The organism is Paenibacillus sp. AD87 (assembly GCF_001659845.1).
GTDB lineage: Bacteria > Bacillota > Bacilli > Paenibacillales > Paenibacillaceae > Paenibacillus > Paenibacillus marchantiae.
The window spans coordinates 332,659-349,849 of record NZ_LXQN01000019.1 but is presented as its reverse complement, the minus strand read 5'-3'; the positions used below and the strand labels follow the sequence as shown (position 1 = coordinate 349,849).

At 47.0% G+C, this 17,191-nt stretch carries 16 protein-coding genes; 6 read left to right on the top strand and 10 right to left on the bottom strand.

Going from position 1 to position 17,191, the window contains the following annotated elements; translation table 11 throughout:
- Positions 1 to 42: 42 nt before the first annotated feature.
- From gpAD87_RS25305 to gpAD87_RS25285, 5 genes are all read right to left on the bottom strand, one after another.
- On the bottom strand, positions 43 to 903 hold the full coding sequence (locus gpAD87_RS25305) for an alpha/beta hydrolase (protein WP_064641626.1): 861 nt from the start codon (positions 901 to 903) through the stop codon (positions 43 to 45).
- 310 nt (positions 904 to 1,213) lie between these two features.
- Positions 1,214 to 2,260 carry an ABC transporter substrate-binding protein gene (locus gpAD87_RS25300; RefSeq protein ID WP_064641625.1) on the bottom strand — a complete coding sequence of 349 codons (1,047 nt, stop codon included), beginning with the start codon at positions 2,258 to 2,260 and terminating at the stop codon, positions 1,214 to 1,216.
- Positions 2,261 to 2,309: 49 nt separating this feature from the next.
- A complete protein-coding gene (locus gpAD87_RS25295; RefSeq protein ID WP_064641624.1) occupies positions 2,310 to 3,527 on the bottom strand; it encodes an AraC family transcriptional regulator in 1,218 nt (405 codons plus the stop codon).
- 270 nt (positions 3,528 to 3,797) lie between these two features.
- Positions 3,798 to 4,547, bottom strand: coding sequence for a Bax inhibitor-1/YccA family protein (locus gpAD87_RS25290; protein ID WP_064641623.1), 750 nt, complete (start codon positions 4,545 to 4,547; stop codon positions 3,798 to 3,800).
- 280 nt (positions 4,548 to 4,827) lie between these two features.
- Positions 4,828 to 5,184, bottom strand: coding sequence for a nucleotide excision repair endonuclease (locus tag gpAD87_RS25285; RefSeq protein WP_064641622.1), 357 nt, complete (start codon positions 5,182 to 5,184; stop codon positions 4,828 to 4,830).
- Positions 5,185 to 5,855: 671 nt separating this feature from the next.
- On the opposite strand from gpAD87_RS25285, the gene pdxR reads away from it, so the two are divergent.
- From pdxR to gpAD87_RS25270, 3 genes are read left to right on the top strand one after another with little or no spacing between them, the layout of a single operon-like run.
- Entirely contained in the window at positions 5,856 to 7,307 is a 1,452-nt protein-coding gene (gene pdxR / locus gpAD87_RS25280) for a MocR-like pyridoxine biosynthesis transcription factor PdxR (protein ID WP_064641621.1), read from the top strand.
- Between the two features lie 11 nt (positions 7,308 to 7,318).
- Positions 7,319 to 8,239 carry a D-alanine--D-alanine ligase gene (locus gpAD87_RS25275; protein ID WP_064641620.1) on the top strand — a complete coding sequence of 307 codons (921 nt, stop codon included), beginning with the start codon at positions 7,319 to 7,321 and terminating at the stop codon, positions 8,237 to 8,239.
- Positions 8,236 to 8,694, top strand: a complete 459-nt coding sequence (locus gpAD87_RS25270) for a GNAT family N-acetyltransferase (RefSeq protein ID WP_231952841.1) — start codon at positions 8,236 to 8,238, stop codon at positions 8,692 to 8,694. The genes gpAD87_RS25275 and gpAD87_RS25270 overlap by 4 nt, the downstream gene beginning before the upstream one ends.
- Positions 8,695 to 8,777: 83 nt before the next feature.
- Here gpAD87_RS25270 and gpAD87_RS31610 read toward each other — a convergent pair whose 3' ends face one another.
- From gpAD87_RS31610 to gpAD87_RS25255, 4 genes are all read right to left on the bottom strand, one after another.
- Complete coding sequence (locus gpAD87_RS31610) at positions 8,778 to 10,247, bottom strand: GNAT family N-acetyltransferase (RefSeq protein ID WP_082935341.1); 1,470 nt, start codon at positions 10,245 to 10,247, stop codon at positions 8,778 to 8,780.
- Positions 10,248 to 10,492: 245 nt separating this feature from the next.
- Entirely contained in the window at positions 10,493 to 11,998 is a 1,506-nt protein-coding gene (locus gpAD87_RS25260) for a copper amine oxidase N-terminal domain-containing protein (protein WP_231952839.1), read from the bottom strand.
- 211 nt (positions 11,999 to 12,209) lie between these two features.
- Entirely contained in the window at positions 12,210 to 12,341 is a 132-nt protein-coding gene (locus tag gpAD87_RS32835; protein WP_256336468.1) for a hypothetical protein, read from the bottom strand.
- 100 nt (positions 12,342 to 12,441) lie between these two features.
- On the bottom strand, positions 12,442 to 12,909 hold the full coding sequence (locus gpAD87_RS25255; RefSeq protein ID WP_064641619.1) for a YfbM family protein: 468 nt from the start codon (positions 12,907 to 12,909) through the stop codon (positions 12,442 to 12,444).
- Between the two features lie 115 nt (positions 12,910 to 13,024).
- Here gpAD87_RS25255 and gpAD87_RS25250 point away from each other — a divergent pair, with 115 nt between their 5' ends.
- Both gpAD87_RS25250 and gpAD87_RS25245 read left to right on the top strand, forming a co-directional pair.
- Positions 13,025 to 13,501 (top strand): DUF4385 domain-containing protein, encoded by a 477-nt coding sequence (locus gpAD87_RS25250; protein ID WP_063565875.1) that lies wholly within the window; start codon positions 13,025 to 13,027, stop codon positions 13,499 to 13,501.
- 97 nt (positions 13,502 to 13,598) lie between these two features.
- The gene (locus gpAD87_RS25245; protein ID WP_064641618.1) at positions 13,599 to 15,362 is read left to right on the top strand and encodes a cellulase family glycosylhydrolase; all 1,764 of its coding nucleotides are present in this window, start codon (positions 13,599 to 13,601) and stop codon (positions 15,360 to 15,362) included.
- Positions 15,363 to 15,521: 159 nt separating this feature from the next.
- Here gpAD87_RS25245 and gpAD87_RS25240 read toward each other — a convergent pair whose 3' ends face one another.
- A complete protein-coding gene (locus gpAD87_RS25240) occupies positions 15,522 to 16,337 on the bottom strand; it encodes an SDR family NAD(P)-dependent oxidoreductase (protein ID WP_064641617.1) in 816 nt (271 codons plus the stop codon).
- A gap of 192 nt (positions 16,338 to 16,529) precedes the next feature.
- On the opposite strand from gpAD87_RS25240, the gene gpAD87_RS25235 reads away from it, so the two are divergent.
- Entirely contained in the window at positions 16,530 to 17,189 is a 660-nt protein-coding gene (locus tag gpAD87_RS25235; RefSeq protein ID WP_063565872.1) for a TetR/AcrR family transcriptional regulator, read from the top strand.
- Positions 17,190 to 17,191 lie beyond the last annotated feature (2 nt).

The following is a 17,191-nucleotide window of genomic DNA, read 5'->3' as shown; positions in this document are numbered from 1 at the left end:
TACCGATACCTCTGATTGAGAAATACTGTCGTCTCTTTCCTCCTACGACTCCGGGCTGCAGGCAAAACGCATCGTACGACTAATCAGAAACGGTAATACGGATACATGGTTTTCTTCTTCAAACTCGGTATATTTAATGTCCAGACCCGGCTGATTCAGCGCAGATAACCGTTCTGTAAGACTCGAAGCCTTATCATTGTTGCGCGCAGGATGCGTCTTTTCCTGTTCACCCATGCCAATCCACACCTTGACGTTCACGGGATGCTGCTCCAGCCGTGCGACAAATTCCTGTTCCTCCGCCAGCATGACGTTCTGATTCCAGTGAAGCGAAGGGCTGCCCGCAATGTAATAGCGAAAAGCTTCCGGTTTCTTGAACAGCGTATGCAACACGAACAATCCACCAAGGGAATGACCAAAAATAGCCTGTCTGCTCCGATCAATCCTGAACTGCTGTTCCATATCCGGCTTCAGCTCTTCTTCAATAAACTGCAAGAATTCATCGGCTCCACCCTGTTTTGGTAAAGGTGTTCCATCCGAATTCTGGGTATATTCCGTTGTGGTCTGCGGGGTAAAGTCATAGTAACGGTGCGGTGAAAAAGGACCGGCCGTTGGATACCCGATGCCAACAACAATGGCCGGAAGTGCTCCGGTCTTCTCCGGTCTGCGGCCCTGTACACGAACGGCTTCGACCATCGTGCCAAACACCGAGTTGGCATCCAGCAGATAGATCACCGGATATCCCGAAGGCGGTGGTGCTTCTGCCGGTTGGAATACCATGATCTGATAGGCATGATTGCCGTTGCGCGATTTCATGGTCCATTGTTCGGCGCGTGGAATCTGTACGGTACTGCGTGCGATATGTTCAAGGGTGCCAGATGCGGGTTGATTGGGCTGAAACGTCATTACGGATGGTTCCTCCTCGTTGTTCTGCGTATATAAGTTGAATACTGAACTAAATATGTTTTGTATGAGATTGATTCTCATTACCAATTATAAGAGAGTAAATCCGGCTGTCCCATGGACGATATCCAGAAATGATTTTGATTATCTCCATATTTCCACATTTTTGCAACTGACTTGGTTACCCCTAAAAATAAAAAACTCCCTCACGGAATACCTGAAACGCTGGAATTGGTCCGGTTTCTGGCACTCCGCGGGGAGCTCTGGTTCTCATATTGCGATTTGCGATTAATCCATGGATAGATTTCCTTGATTATTGCGTTAACGCCTTCAGCGTGTCGTCAATGACATGACCATAAGCAATCAATCCGCCGCCCAGCCACGGAGCGGGCTCGACTGCGTATACATGTCCAGCTTTGACGGCTGGCATGCTGTTCCATACTTTCGTATCCGTCATTTCCTTCATGCTCCCCGGACCCTGTTCCACCGTGAAAATAAAGTCGGCATCAATTTCAGGCAATACCTCGGTCGATACCGTTGCGCTGTTCTCCGTTTGCACCAGTGCAGGCTTGCCAAGCCCCAATTGCTGATATACCACGTAACCGCTAAAGTAGTTACCACCCATCATACTGATCCCGCGAGGTGCAAAACGAATAATCGCTGCTTTCTTGCCTTCGGTCACTTTGGCGAGCTTGGCCTTAGCATCATCTACCTTCGCATGATACGTTGCAATAGCTTTTTCAGCCTCAGCCGTTTTGCCCAGCAGATCACCAATTACCTGCAAAGATTTCTCGACATCACCCGAAGCATTCGTAAATACGTAGGTTGGTGCAATTTTCGAATAACTCTCATATACACCGTTCTCGGCATATTGGGCCGTGTGTAGAATAATGAAATCTGGATTGTACGCCATCAGTGCTTCTGGGGAAGGCAGCCCACTGGAGAAATCGAGTGTAGGTATCCCACTCAACTGATCCTGAAGGTAAACATGTCCTTGCGTACCACTCGCCCATTGGGCTACCGGTTTGACACCCAGTGTCAACAGGGAGTCTTCTAGGTACGGTGCAAAAACACGCTCTGTATGCTCAGGAACGATAACATCATGTCCCAGATCGTCTTTGACAGTTCGTTCTCCTTTGGTTTCTTCCGTATTCCCTTCGGTTACAGCAGTCCCTGATGAGGCCGTGGTCGAAGCCTCCGTTGTTGGCTGCTCTTTCTGTGCTTCTCCCTCAACTTCTGATTTTGAGCCACAGGCAGACAGCAGACCCGCAATCAATACCAGTACGAGCAATGCCGAGAAACCGGCACTACGAAATGGACGAACGGAACGTGGTCCGTTACCTTTTTTCTGTTTAAACATGACATATCCCCCTTGATAAACATTCTCATTTAGATAGATGGATTATATGTCATGTAGCCCGGGAATCACCATGGACGTTATCCAGATATACATTTGGACAATATCCCGTGAAAATCAGCAGCGCTTCATCCAGCATGCGCATCACGCCTACGGCAGAATAGTCAAACCAGGGATCACCTGTAATCAGATGAATCTGGTATTGCCTTACTGCCTTAAGCTGACGCCATACCGGCGAGTGCTGTAGACTGAGCCAATACGCCCGCGATGCGGCCTCAGGACACACCATAACAAGAATCCGATCTGGATTTAACGCAGCCAGTTGCTCCAAAGTTAACCGTGTGTTGGCCTGAACATCAGGGAACGTCTCCAGTTGTAAACCATTATTGTACAAGACTTCTTCAATGCCGGGATTTCGATACAGATACAGGTGCTGGCCATACACTCGGACAACGATGACCTTCTCTCGGCCCACTTTCTGTTTTACGGAATCCCGTGCCTTCTCGACTCGCTGATTGTATACGCTAATCCACTGCTCTGCCTGTTCTTCCCGTTCCAGAAAAGCAGCAATCATGCGTAACTGCGCACGCCAATCCAAGTGATACTTCGGTACAAAACAAGAAGGTGCAATCTCAGCCAGCTTGGACTGATCCTGATTACTGATCTGATCCGTACCGACAATAGCGTCTGGCCGGATATGAACCAAACGCTCCACGTTGGCTTCAAATCTCAAGCTGGTATACGGGTCTGTCAGTCTCAAATGTGACTGAATCTCTGTTCGGTGCGCGTTATAATAATAAGCGGTCCATTTGGGGTCAATCGGCGCAGCGACAGGCATGACATTAAGCGCCAGCAGCTGTCCAATGATGCTGGAGGAGCAGGTGGCGATGCGTTTTCTCGCATTTTTGGCATAATCCGAAGGAGATACGCCCACTTCCTTTTTAAATTTGCGGCTAAAATAATACTCATCGCTATAGCCTACTCTCAGCGCGATTTCACGGAGTTTGTACCCTGTTTCTTTCAGATATCGTTTCGCACGATTGATGCGAAGATCGGTCAGATATTCCATTGCACTCTGCCCGTAGGTCTTCTTGAACAGGTCCACGAAATATTTCGCACTGATATTGGCTTTGTGGGCGAGATCTGCAATAGACAAGGGTTCGTCATAGTGCTCATCCATATATACTTTTACCTTGGCAAGATCCGTCTTGGGACTGCGGCCGGTAACGGGCAAGTGCGCAGGGGTCTGCGAATCATTTTCCAGTAACATGAGGCCACTCCTTTCGATCTGCTTGATCGGTTTGATATAAAATGTACATGGCAATACAGCCGGTACTATATTAGTACTAACGAAAATGATAATCATTATCAATTAAAATATCACATTCTTTTCCATTCAGTCAATCCATATATGGAAGAATGTACACAGTTCGATGTTAAGACTATCCCGTAAACAGCAAAAAAGCTAACTGCGTGTTTTGGGCACGTGTTAGCTTTTGATGATGAGTTGCATGATTAAGTTTGCAAAGATTTGAAGTAATTAATCCCGGCTCCGCAGCTTGCCGAGCAGACGAATAATTTCAATATACAGCCATACCAGCGTAACCATCAATCCAAATGCACCGTACCACTCCATATATTTCGGAGCACCGTTGTCGGCACCACTTTCAATAAAATCAAAATCAAGTACCAGATTCAGCGCGGCCACAATGACAATGACGACAGAAATGCCGATTCCGATCAGGCTGTTGTCATGCAGATAGGGAACGGTAATCCCGAACAAACCAAGAACAAAACTGAGGAGATACATAATCATGATACCTCCGGTTGCTGCCACAACCCCCAGCTTGAAATTCTCCGTAGCTTTGATCAATCTTGTCTTGTATGCCATTAGCAGAGCGATAAAGACGGCCATGGTCAGCAGCGCAGCTTGCAACGTAATGCCGTTGTACAAGTATTCATACGTAGCCGAGAGTGCACCAAGGAACATCCCTTCCGCTACGGCATAGATCGGCACAAGGTAAGGCGCTGCAACAGGTTTAAATGAAATAATCAATGCGAGGATAAATCCGACGATCGCCCCTCCATATGCAAGAGGAAGCACTTCCTGCCCATTGAAAAACATCATCCAGGATGCAAATGCACTGCCCAGCAGGATTACCAGCGTAATAAACGCCTTATTTACCGTACCGTTGATCGTCATTCTAGTCTGATACCGATCATCTCCATATCCTCTGGAGTCTTCAAACGTACTATCTTTGAGTGTGGGGTTACCGCTACGTCCGATCAAAACAATCACCTCTTCTATGTATTTGGTTAATCCTGTACTACCATCTCTACGTTCTACATTGCCATTTCTACGAACTACATATTGATTTGCATATTGAAAAATAAAGATTCTAATGCTTCCAAGCAGACGTGGGATGCAATCCGCAGATCACATCCTTGTCTGTTGACGCAAGGCATAGGCTATATGTCCCAAAACTTTGCGAGGAATACTTTACGCTTTATTCAGCACATTCCATCATTTGATTCCAATTCTTAACGCTCTTGGGGCATATTCGAGATACTTATTTGTACAACACTTTATCTACATTGTATTTCGCACGCATCGTGTTGATGATATAGGTCTCGTAAATTTCGCGATCCACCGGATCTTCAATAACGTACACTTCAATGGTGGTTACTTCCTCGCGGTGTGACTTCATTGGTGATACGGTATCTTCAAAATGTTTCTTGATGCGCGGTCTTAATTTTCGTGCTTTCCCGACAAATAACAACTCACCAGCGGCATTGTAAAACATAAAGATACCGCCCTGTTCCCGCGTAATCAGGTGGAAATCGGTGAATCCGTAAATGTGGCTAAGCTGTGGATCAGCCTGCTTCGTGATGGTGACATCTGGTGTTGGCACAGTAATATTAATCAATAGGTTCACTTCCTCATTATCTATAGGTTTACATCCTATCATATATTATAAAGGGAAACCATTTCATTAATAAGAAGCAAGATTCAAGCTTTTTTCAACTATTACGACAAATATTTCAAAAAAAAGGTTAACTTCCCTGATTCAAAGTGGTACTATAGGGTTATGAGGAAGAATTTGGGCACTAAGACATATGTCTTTATATCTACTTCCGTCTATTGTACCCCATGATTGATCATCTTTTTCATACTGAATTCTGTTACGCGCGCACGACAAGAGTACAGTTAGCAAGAACTTAGCCTTATAGCTTTAAGATTCATCATCTAATCGACCCTTGCAGCAAGCAAACGTAGAAAGATCCTAGATTTACGAAGCTAGTATAGCATTGGATTGACCTAGGAAGCCTGCAATTATAGCCGTACGAGAGTAAATAGACACACGTAGAAGGACAGATAGCTATCGATCCTAGAGAGACTAGTCACGCAACGCCAACCTAGAAAGTTATAGCAGCAGCACTATAAAAGATGGATCACGTTTCACCCCAGCCCGGCATGATGCCAGGGCTTTTTTACGTTTGCGCAAACAACTAACCACTCCCGCAGGGAAACAGAGGTATCGTGGTTCTTTCTGCGGGGGTTATAATATGGCAAGATAGCAAATAAGGGAGTGATGGGATGTATTCCGATCTGCAATTGACGGAGGACCGCCCTGTATATATACAAGTCAAAGATTATATGAAGCGATTGATGCTCAAAGGCGGCCTGCAAGCCAAACAAAAGCTTCCTTCTACCCGAGAACTCAGTACACTCATGAAAGTTAGCCGCAGCACGATTCTGCTGGCCTATGCGGAACTGGAGGAAGAAGGCCTGATCTACGCGGTTAAAGGAAAAGGCAATTACGTTAGTTCCACCATTGATGCACCTGAGGCAACATCCGGGTGGCAGCTGGACTGGAACGAACGTGTCAGCGACTATGCAATCCAGGCGGAGCAATATGATCTGATGAAGCATGGCTCAGGATCGGAGCGCGGTGAGATTTCATTTACCAGCATTGCGCCCGATGAGAAGCTGTTCGATATGCACAATGTAAAGAGAGCCTTCCTCGACCGGATGTCGCTTGAAGGTGAAGTACTGCTGAATTACGGATATGCGCAAGGCTACAGGCCTCTTATGAAGTATCTGCTGCGCTATATGGAAAATAAAGGTGTCGACCTAACTGGCAAGGATATTCTGATTACTAACGGATTTACGGAAGGTTTTGATCTGGTACTGGGTGCACTTCGCAAAAAAAGCGGCAGGGCCCTGTGCGAAAACCCGACACATCATACCGCTGTTAAAAATCTGAGGCTTCATCAATTTCATCTCACCGGTGTGGATATGGAATCAGATGGTCTGGACCTGCGGCAGCTGGAACGGGAACTTGCAGCAAACCCGTATGATCTGGCCTATCTCGTACCCTCCTACCACAATCCAACCGGGATCGTCACATCACCTGCCAAACGGACAGAGATCATTCGATTGATGAACCAGTACCATGTGCCGATTATTGAAGACGGCTTTAACGAGGAATTGCGTTATTCCGGTTCCCATGTCTCCCCTCTGATTGCCAGTGTGGGCAAAGGGAATGGTCTCGTGTATCTGGGCAGCTTCTCCAAGGTGTTGTTTCCGGGGCTGCGGGTAGGCTGGGTCATTGCGGATGCGGCGCTGATTGATTATCTGGAAAGCATGAAACGGGCGCGCAGCATTCATACCTCGACGCTGGATCAGTCACTGCTCTATCAATATCTGAGCAACGGCAATTTCGAGAAATATTTGAAGCGGGCCCGCACGGAATATAAGCGGAAATATGAGCTGGTCGTTCGCTGCTTGCGGCAGTATCTGCCGATGTGCCGGGTTTCCGGTGAAGGCGGCCTTCACCTGTTCGTCCAATTCCCGCCGGAATATCGCACAAGAGAGCTACTGGCGGCTTGCAAGGCAAAAGGCGTTACCTTCATGCCCGGGGATACCTTTTATCTTGAACCGGGCCAGGGACAAAACACGATGCGTTTGGGCTTCTCCCGGGTCAGCGATGAGAACATTCGCAAAGGTATTCGCATCATTGGCGAGACGGTTGTTCAAATGAGATGAGGAGGATTCACATGAAAGTTGGCGTTATTATGGGTGGCACATCTTCGGAGCGGAATGTTTCCCTGCTCACCGGACAGGAGATGATCAACCATCTGGATGGACAGAAGTATGAGGTTATTCCGGTGGAGATTAACAGCAAGCGTGATCTCATTGAGAAAGCCGCAGGATTGGATGTGGCACTGCTCGCTCTGCACGGCAAATACGGCGAGGATGGCACGATCCAAGGCACCTTGGAGTCGCTGGGTGTTCCTTATACAGGCTGTGGTGTACTCGCGAGCAGCGTATGCATGGACAAAGATATGTCCAAACGGCTCATCCAGCATGCGGGTGTACCTACTGGCGAGTGGCTTCAGGTAGGCAGTCTGGATGAATTGTCATTAACCGCTGTGCAGCAGTTAACGTATCCCGTTGTGGTAAAGCCCAATTCAGGCGGTTCCAGCATCGGTACACAAGTGGTTCAGGAACCCTCGGCTCTTCATGCGGCTGTAGAAGCAGCACTCGTCTGGGACGAAGTCGCCATGATCGAGCAATATATTGAGGGAGAGGAGATTACCTGCGCCGTTCTGGATGGTCGGATGCTTCCCGTAGTCTCTATTCATTCAAATGCCGAGTTTTTCGACTATACTTCCAAATATAATGATGGCGGCGCTGAGGAGCAGGTCGTCCAATTGCCTGCGGATTTGCATAAACGTGTAGAAGCTGCGGCACTAACCTGTTACCGGGTGTTAAAATGCAGTGTCTATGCCCGCGTGGACATGATGATTCGGGACGGCATGCCCTATGTGCTTGAGGTAAACACACTGCCGGGACTTACCCGAAACAGTCTGCTACCCAAAAGTGCAGCCGCAGCTGGTATTTCCTTTGCCAGTTTGCTGGATTCCATCATTGATCTCTCGTTAAAAGAACGTCAAAAGGAGGCGACTCGATCATGAGTCTGAATATAACGATTCGTAACAGTTCCACCGAAGATTTGCAGGATATGGTCATTTTGATGGATCAACTCGGTTACCCAACCACGTATGTCGAGATGAAGGAGCGTTATTCGCACATCGCTGCAGATTCAAACTTTGCAACGTTGGTTGCCGAAGTCCGTGGCCGTGTCGTTGGACTGATTGGTCTACAGACATCCTACCTATATGAAAAAAACGGAAGACACTGCCGTATCATGGCTCTTATCGTGCATGATCAATTCAGAAGCTCCGGCATCGGTCGTCAGCTCATTCTGGAAGCAGAGCAATGGGCAGCCTCTCATGGCGTGGATTCCTTATCCCTGAACAGCGGAAATCGTCCGGATCGTGAAGCTGCGCATGAATTCTACCAACAGATGGGCTTTACCGCGGGAAGCACCGGCTTTAGCAAAAAGCCGCAGGCTTTGCAGCATAGCTGACTATTTACAAAGTAACATCAAAAAAACGCCCATTTCCAACACAAAGGTCGGAAACGGGCGTTCTCTATTTCGCTATAATTAATTTATCTTTTGGCCTTCATGGATTCATACGCAGCAAGTAACTCCTCTATAGCCACTCCATTAATCTTCATTCCTGCCACCTGACACTGTTCCAACTGTACGTCGGATAGATCACAGTCATTGAAATGACTGCCCTTGAGATCACAATGCCCCCAACGCATGGGTACTCTGTCTTGGCCGAGATGTGTATCCTGAAAATGAACACCATCCAAAGCACAGAATTCAACCTTGCTATCTGTTAAACGCAAATCGGCCAATAATATGTTGGTCATATTCAGATTGGTGAATTTGCCCCCACTCAGGTTGCAATCGGTCATCCGGATATCCCGAAGATTGCTGGTGCTGAAGCGAAGTGAATCCAGATCAGCTTGGTAAAATTCAGTAACCGTCTCATCCTTAACATTGGATATTTCCTCGGATGGGAGCTGGATTACAGGCTCTATTGTTATGATTTTCTCATATCCATATTCATCTTCAGACGCATAGAGACAGATATAACCCATTTTCTCATAAAAATGATGATTATCCCGCTGTCTTCCCGACGTCTCCAGCTTCCATATCCCAATCTCCGGGAATTCGGCCTCAACAAGCCTGATGACCTGAGATCCTATACCCCGACCATGACAAACGGGATCAATAAAGATTTTATCCAGTCTCGCATGCCTACTTCCCAATACATTGACACTGACTCCACCAACGGTACATCCATCCCATTCTATAACGTAATAGTCCCATTCACGGATCACGTAACTGTGCATACGAACAGACGAATAGCCTGGTGGACAAAGGTTGCTGTCCGGAACTGTGTCTCCTTTAGCCCAGACCTTGATCGCATAATCAAAGGCTCTGGTGCATATCTCCGTAAGCACTTCAGCATCCTCTTGGCGTGCACGACGAAGTTGAACTTGAGATTGCAGCCCCAGTGAAGATGCTGGTGCCGGCTGTACTTTATATCGCTCAAAATAATCGTAATCAGCCTGATCCGAAAGTTTTCTGCGAGAGACGTAACGAAATCCAGCATGCTCAAGCACCTTGCGTGAAGGCTGGTTAAATGGCTTCACAATGCCCACGATTCGGTCCAACAGAGTATGTTCGAACAAGTATGTCGTTAAGGCATTCACTGCTTCTGTGATATACCCTTTATTCCGATAATCCCGTGAAATGGCATAAGCCACTTCACGATCATTACTATCAAGCATGTCATTGGGAAACACACCACACCAACCAATGATTTGCTGATCTTTGTTGTGTACAACAGCCAGCATGACCCGTACATCTTTCGGATCGAACTGCTCGTAACTGCCAACAACAAATTGCAGAAAACCATGCAGCTGTTCCTCTGTCATCCTCCATTCGGGAAGAATATCCGTGATTTCAGGTTGTCGGGTTAATGCATACAGCGCGCCCTGGTCTTCCAGCGTTATTGGACGTAATGTAATCGAACTGGATTGGATGATTAATTGACTTTTCATATATAACACCTCTGGGGATTTATTTGGGATGGCACGACAAAGAGGAGCACCTCCAATAGAGGCACTCCCCGATTCGTTTCATCATTTCAGAAACGCCGAAGCTCCTCGTAATGGGTCAAAAAGGACACACGTATCCCGTTAATGGTCTAACGGAATTTTTTCACTGTGTTCTTTCATGATCATTACGAGAAATCTGGCATACTCTGAAATCCCCTCTCAACCTAAGACTCACATACAAATCTTACTTATGGCCGGTCGATGAAAATCCAGCCTGTTTCTTTTTCCTTATCTACAGATGCCCCAAGAGATTCGGCCATAAAGCGCAGCGGGACGTAAGTTTTGCCGTTTTTGCCCACATAAGCAGGTTCGACCATTGTTACTTCCTTGCCTGCAACGGTGGCCTTCTTGGAACCCACAGTCAGGACAATCTCATCGCCGGTGATATCGTCAATAACGACGATTTTATCCGACCCTTTGGTCCATTTCACTTCAGCATCCAATTCCTCGGACAGATAACGAAGAGGAACAAATGTTGTATTTTTAACAGTGACTGCGCCATAGGTTTCGTCGTCCGGATACAACATGACATATTTACGGGTGATTCCCGCTTCATCCTTCAACAGCTGATACACAAGTGAATTGGAATCAAAATTGCGCAACATCTGACCTGGCGTGATATCTCCCTGCATCAGATCAATTGCACCAGCCGTTTTGTCCACGGCATCCACAGTTACTGGTCCACCAATATTCCACAGTTCACTGTCACCATATACGGATACCGATTTGATTGGCAGATCTTCAGAAGCAGGCAACGCTACTTTGAAATCATAATTCTGTTTACGGATATTCAGTGCGCTGTCCAGATAAAAGTCCAATTTGAGATTGGTCTCAGTTCCGAACACCGTCTTCAATTCAGGTGTTTCGGTCAACAAGTTGGCTAGTTCCTTGTCGTAATTGGCAAGAATCTCGTCAAGACCGCCTTTAATCATTTCATACAATGAAGCAACTTCGGCATCCCGTGATTCGCTAATCGTAGAAGGAAGGGCACTGCCGTCGCCAATATCAACCGTGTTGAATGTAACGAGGATAGGGTAGAACACATCATACAGATCTCCAATCAGATCCTTGAGTCCTTGCTCATCCTGAGCAACACTTGTCAGAAACGGTTTAACCATGGCAAGAAGCTCTTCTCCACTGATCTCCACATGCAGCTTGGAGAGGCTCAGCGATTCACCGTTAACCGATTCCTGTACCGGCGTTACGGAAATATTTTTCGGGTTGGACAAATGCTTCAGCGCAAAGGTCAGCAATTTCGGGGAAAGCTCCTCGATCTGCTTCTCCAACGCCTTCGTATCTAGCATAGGAAGTGTGTCATCCTCCAAAGATATGTATAGAGGCTTTTGCGCTCCGTCTACATCAATGACCATTTCCGATTTATCCATCGACAGATGGAAAGGTAATTTCTTTCCTTGCATACTCAGTGTACCTTTGACAGACGCCGTGTTGGAGTCCTTCACTTTGGCATCTTCAATATCCAATGAAACGGAATTAATGAGTTCAATCATTTGAAGCGCATCCTCATCGACGAGGTTTGCTGTAGGTTCAATTTTTATATGCATCGACTGTTTGGATTCACCGGACTTGACGGTTGTGCTGTTGACAACGGCTTTGCTAATATCTACGCCACCTACGGCCTGACATCCCGTAAGCGTAACCATCATCAAAACGAGTGGTACGGCAATCCACTTCAATAGCTTGTGATTTTTGATACGATCTCCTCCTTAGGAAAAATGTGGTTCACTCCTATTATGAGGGTTATAGGTAATTGTTGTAAACCGGATCGGTAAATAAATACCAAAAAGAGGCCGAACGATGGTCCGACCTCGGGTATGACGTATATTTAAAATTTGGTGTAATTGGCTTCAACAACACTATGCCTAGTCCAATCATAAACAGTTGAGTTTATTCTTTTTCCGTATCCTCTGCCTCAGTGTCCTCATCGGATTCTTTACCATCGGTACGTGCAGGGGTTTCAAATTGATCCGGTTCGTCGTCTTGAATGGCTTTGTTCTCTTCATTCTGGTCTTGTGTCATATCGTATTCCCTCTCTTCTACCGGATTTTAGGCAACAATCTGTGCCTTGTTTCTATCAATAACCGGAATAATGAAAAATTAAACAGACAGAGGTGGGAACTTAGAAAATATAAAAGACAATTCCGTTCCCGCTTGCAGCCGTTGCCTGATATAAAGCCTGAACATCATTCAGTGTCTGAACGATCTCCTGGAATGTCTCCTCTGCGTCCCAATCTTCCATGACAGGATACACGCCCTCAGCTACCATTTGTTCCAGGCTAAACCGTTTCTTCAATTCTTCAGGTGTCAGTTGTTCTAACGCCATGTACGCCTCGAGCACCTGTTCATTGTTCAGCAGGAACAGATCCATGTCTGAATAGTTGCCCAGATATTGTTCGCCTGCCAAAGGGACCACATATCCCAGAGGAGGCTGCCCCTCTACCACTTCACCAGTCAACGTAAACTGAAGCATCTGCCACATTTTATCGATATCCAGCTCGACCGAACAATCATGAACACTGACCTCACCTGACTTAATGGATTCAACCAATTCTTTGGTGACAACATGATATCTGCCGGACATGCCCATACCTTATCCCTCCTATGTATGTACTTCTCTTCTTTCCCATTAACCGTGCATGTTGTACAAGAATCGGGGTAAAGAGGTGGAAAGGAACAATAATCTTCAAGAAGGAGCGGAATCCATGAAAAAGTTTGATTACAGCCTCAATTACGAGGAGCTTGATCTGCGCAAGCAGCCTGAACTGTATACCGTTGGCCGGGGAGAGCAAGGAGTATTAATGGTGGAGCCCTACAAAAGCGAGATTCTACCGCACTGGCGGTTCAAAACACCTGAAATTGCGAAAGAATCCTCGCAGAAGATCTACGAACTATTTTTGGAGTATAAGAAAAAGGATGACTTTGTCGGTATGGATATGGCACGTAAGTTTCTGCAAATGGGCTATACGCGGGCCCGACGGTATACGAATCATAAAGGCGGACGCAAATACTCGAAGGAGGACGGCTCCATCCTGCCTTATCAGAATGATAAGGTGAAGGCTGAATCAGCAGCCATTTTCAAAGCACAATGGGAGATCGCCAAAACGGATCCGGATTATGTGAAAATGAAGCAGGAGCACCGGGAAAAGTACGAGTCGGAGAACGCGCAGAAGCATGGGTGAAAATACATGATTTATGCAGACGTTCATTTTGATATAATGCAATACATCAAGCTTCACACACGAGATTAACGATGTATACCCATCCAAAGGAGCCCTCATGAACCCACCTAGCCACCATTTCGTCCTGGCACTTGTTTGCATCACCCTGTGTCTGTTTATTCTGCTTCCTTTGCCTGCCTCTGCAGCCAAGTCTGAACTTGCCAGACAACATGAAATGACAGCCTTTGGCCCGCTACAAAGCGATGTTGACGGGATGCAGCCGGGATGGAACCTGGGAAATTCTCTGGATACGGTCGGACCTGATGAAACGTATTGGGGCAACCCGCGAGTTACCCGGGAACTGATACAGCAGATCGCTGCTCAGGGATACCGAAGTATTCGCATTCCCGTCACATGGGATGGGCATATTGGGGACGCACCAGACTACACTGTTGATCCAGCCTACATGGCTCGTGTTCAGGAGGTTGTCCAATGGGCGCTGGATGCCAACCTCTATGTCGTCGTGAACGTTCACCATGATTCCTATCTCTGGATCAGCCAACTGGAGAATAACCACGATCAGGTGCTTTCCCGTTATAAAGCAGTATGGACTCAGATTGCCAAGCAGTTCAAAGATGAACCTCGTAAGCTGATGTTCGAGAGTGTTAACGAACCGCGCTTTAACCGCGGAGCAACAAATGCCGGAGATATGGGCTCGGGCAGCAATATTGATGAGGCACGGCAGTTGGAGCTTTTGCATGAATTGAACACTGCATTTGTTAAGTTGGTACGGCAAACAGGTGGAAATAACAGCGAGCGCCCGTTGTTCCTGCCTACGCTGGAAGGTTCACCAACACAGGTGAGACTCGACAGTTTGCGGCAGACAATAGTGGGGCTGAAGGATCACAATCTGATTGCTACGGTGCATTATTACGGATATTGGCCGTTCAGCGTTAACATTGCAGGGCATACCACCTTCGATACGGATACGAAAAATGATGCGGCCAGCACGTTCAATAATGTGTACAACACGCTAGTTGTTCAAGGTATTCCGGTTATTCTTGGTGAATATGGCCTGCTCGGTTTTGACAAACATACGGATGTCATTGAACAGGGAGAGAAGCTGAAATATTTTGAATTCATCGGTCATCAGTTAAAAGAAAAAAAGATCACGTCCATGTTATGGGACAATGGTCAGCATCTGAATCGAAAAACATTCCAGTGGGCTGACCCGGATTTATTTCAGATGATCCAAGCTTCCTGGACAGGACGTTCTGCCGTAGGAGAAAGCGATCTGCTCTATTTCAGACAAGGTTCGCCTGTGGGAGACAGACCATTGACGATCAAGTTAAACGGAAACAAGCTGGTTGCCCTGTATGCGGGTGAGGAGATGCTGAAAGCTGGCACGGATTATTCGTTCAGTGGCAACACGTTAACCGTCAAATCCACTGCGTTATCCCGGATGATCAGCTCAACTCAGAAGCTTGGGAACAATGGGATACTCACAGCGAAGTTCAATCAGGGTGCAAAATGGAAATGGAATGTGATTGTGTCCACGGAGCCCGAGTTGGGCGACGCAACAGGTATAGTAGACTCCTTCTCCATTCCCACCCAGTTTCAAGGTGGTCAGCTTGCCACGATGGAGGCTGTGTATACATCCGGTGAGAACACAGCGCCACAGGACTGGACACCGTATAAGGAATTCTTGACCACATTTGCTCCTTCTTATGAAACGAATGAAATTAAGCTACAGCCCGATTGGCTCAAAGAACTGCACGCTGGACAGATCGAGCTGACATTTCACTTCTGGAGTGGTGAGCTCATTCGCTACACACTGATTAAGAACGGAAATCAGGTGACTGGCAAGGTACGCAATAATTGAAACTGTTCGCAGGTTGAGATTGTACGACCCGTTGATTGCAATGGGCTCTGCTGGATGCAGCAGCGTGACCTACACAGTATTGAAGATTGTTCAAATAGAGACGCTGCCAGTGGGGTATTTCAGCTGGCAGCGTCTTTGAGTTTGGTAGGTTTGGTATGGTTAAGCCTGTGCCTTTTGCGGCTTGCCACTCTTCGAACGGGGCCGAAGCATACCCCCTACGATCCTCAGCATTTGTCTGCGCGGCATAAGGCGGGCGAACTGGGCCGTCCAATAATTGGAGGCACCTGGCACAGCATACGGCTTGCCTGACTCCAACGCCCTCATCGCCACTTCCACAACATGCTCAGGCGTATCCCGTTTGCCTACCGAGGCCTCTTCGGCTCCTACTACGTCAAAGAATGAGGTATCGGTTGAGCCAGGGCATAGAGCCAAAAACTTAACGCCTCGTTTCCGGTTCTCTTCATACAACGCCTCTGTAAAAGAAAGAACGAAAGATTTCGTAGCCCCATATACAGCCATGTATGGATCAGGTTGAAAAGCAGCTGTTGAAGAAACATTGATGACGGTACCGTTCCGTTTTTGCAGCATGCCTGGCAGGAAAAGATGGGTCATGTTCATGACTGCGAGTACATTCAGCATAATCTCTTCCTGCTGCCGTGCACCATCCACCTGCTCAAACATTCCATGCGTGGCAAATCCCGCATTGTTGATTAATACATTAACCTGTATGCCCCGATTCATACATTCCTCATAAACGTGTTGTGGTGCATCCGCCTGGGATAGATCCGCTACAATCACTTCCGTCTTCACTTGATAGGTTCGCTCAATCCGTTCTGCCAATTGACGCAATTTGGACTCCGATCGGGCCACCAAGACCACATGTTTTCCTTTTGACGCCATCTCCAATGCAAAAGTCTGCCCAATTCCTGAAGAAGCCCCTGTAATGAGTACCCATTGATTTTGAACCTGCTTCATATCTCATCCACCTTTTCAGAACACTCGTTTTTTATTGGAAACACTGTTTTCTAATGAAATCATCGTACTCTCTTGTCTTCGTACTGTCAACTTCTTTTGATCATTTGACGATTTCCAGCGTAAAACAGTAGAATGACGATAAGAAACACGGTTACCGTTAAACAACAATATGGATGTATGAGGATGAGATAGATGAAAGATCACAATTCGGGTTCCAAAGAATCCGCTCACACGGTCACTACCTTTCAGGAAGCCAGACTCCAGCACTCCGAAAACCTGCGCCAAAATATTGTGCATGCCGCCGCATCCTTGCTGCAAGAGCACGGCCCCGAAGCCGTTACAGTTCGGCGCGTGGCAGAACGAATGGAGTGCTCCACCAAAATCATATATAACCTCTTCGGCAAGAAAGAAGGGTTAGCTAAATATCTATATATGGAGGGGTGCTCCCTCCTATCCCAATCGTTTGAATCCGTGCCGCAGCAAGCATCATTCGAGAATTATTTTCGCGATCTCGCTTATGCCTACTGGGATTTCGGAATTACACAATCCAGCTTCTATCAGCTGATGTTTGGCGGTTCTTTTGCAGAATTCAAACCAGATGCAGAGAGTCTGCAAGGAACAGCAACTGCACTCAAACAAATTACGTCCCTGGTTGCGGTCTCAATTGAGCAGGGAATGCTTAAGGAGAACGATCTCTTGCTTGCAGTTCGTATGATCTGGGCCCCTCTGCATGGCGTCATCCACCTGTACCTGGGAGGCCATATTGAGAGTGAAGAGGCCGCGAAACGGCTATATGATCATACGTTGTCCATGGTTATTCTTTCTCTTGTTGGAGTATCCTCCAAGGGCTAAGC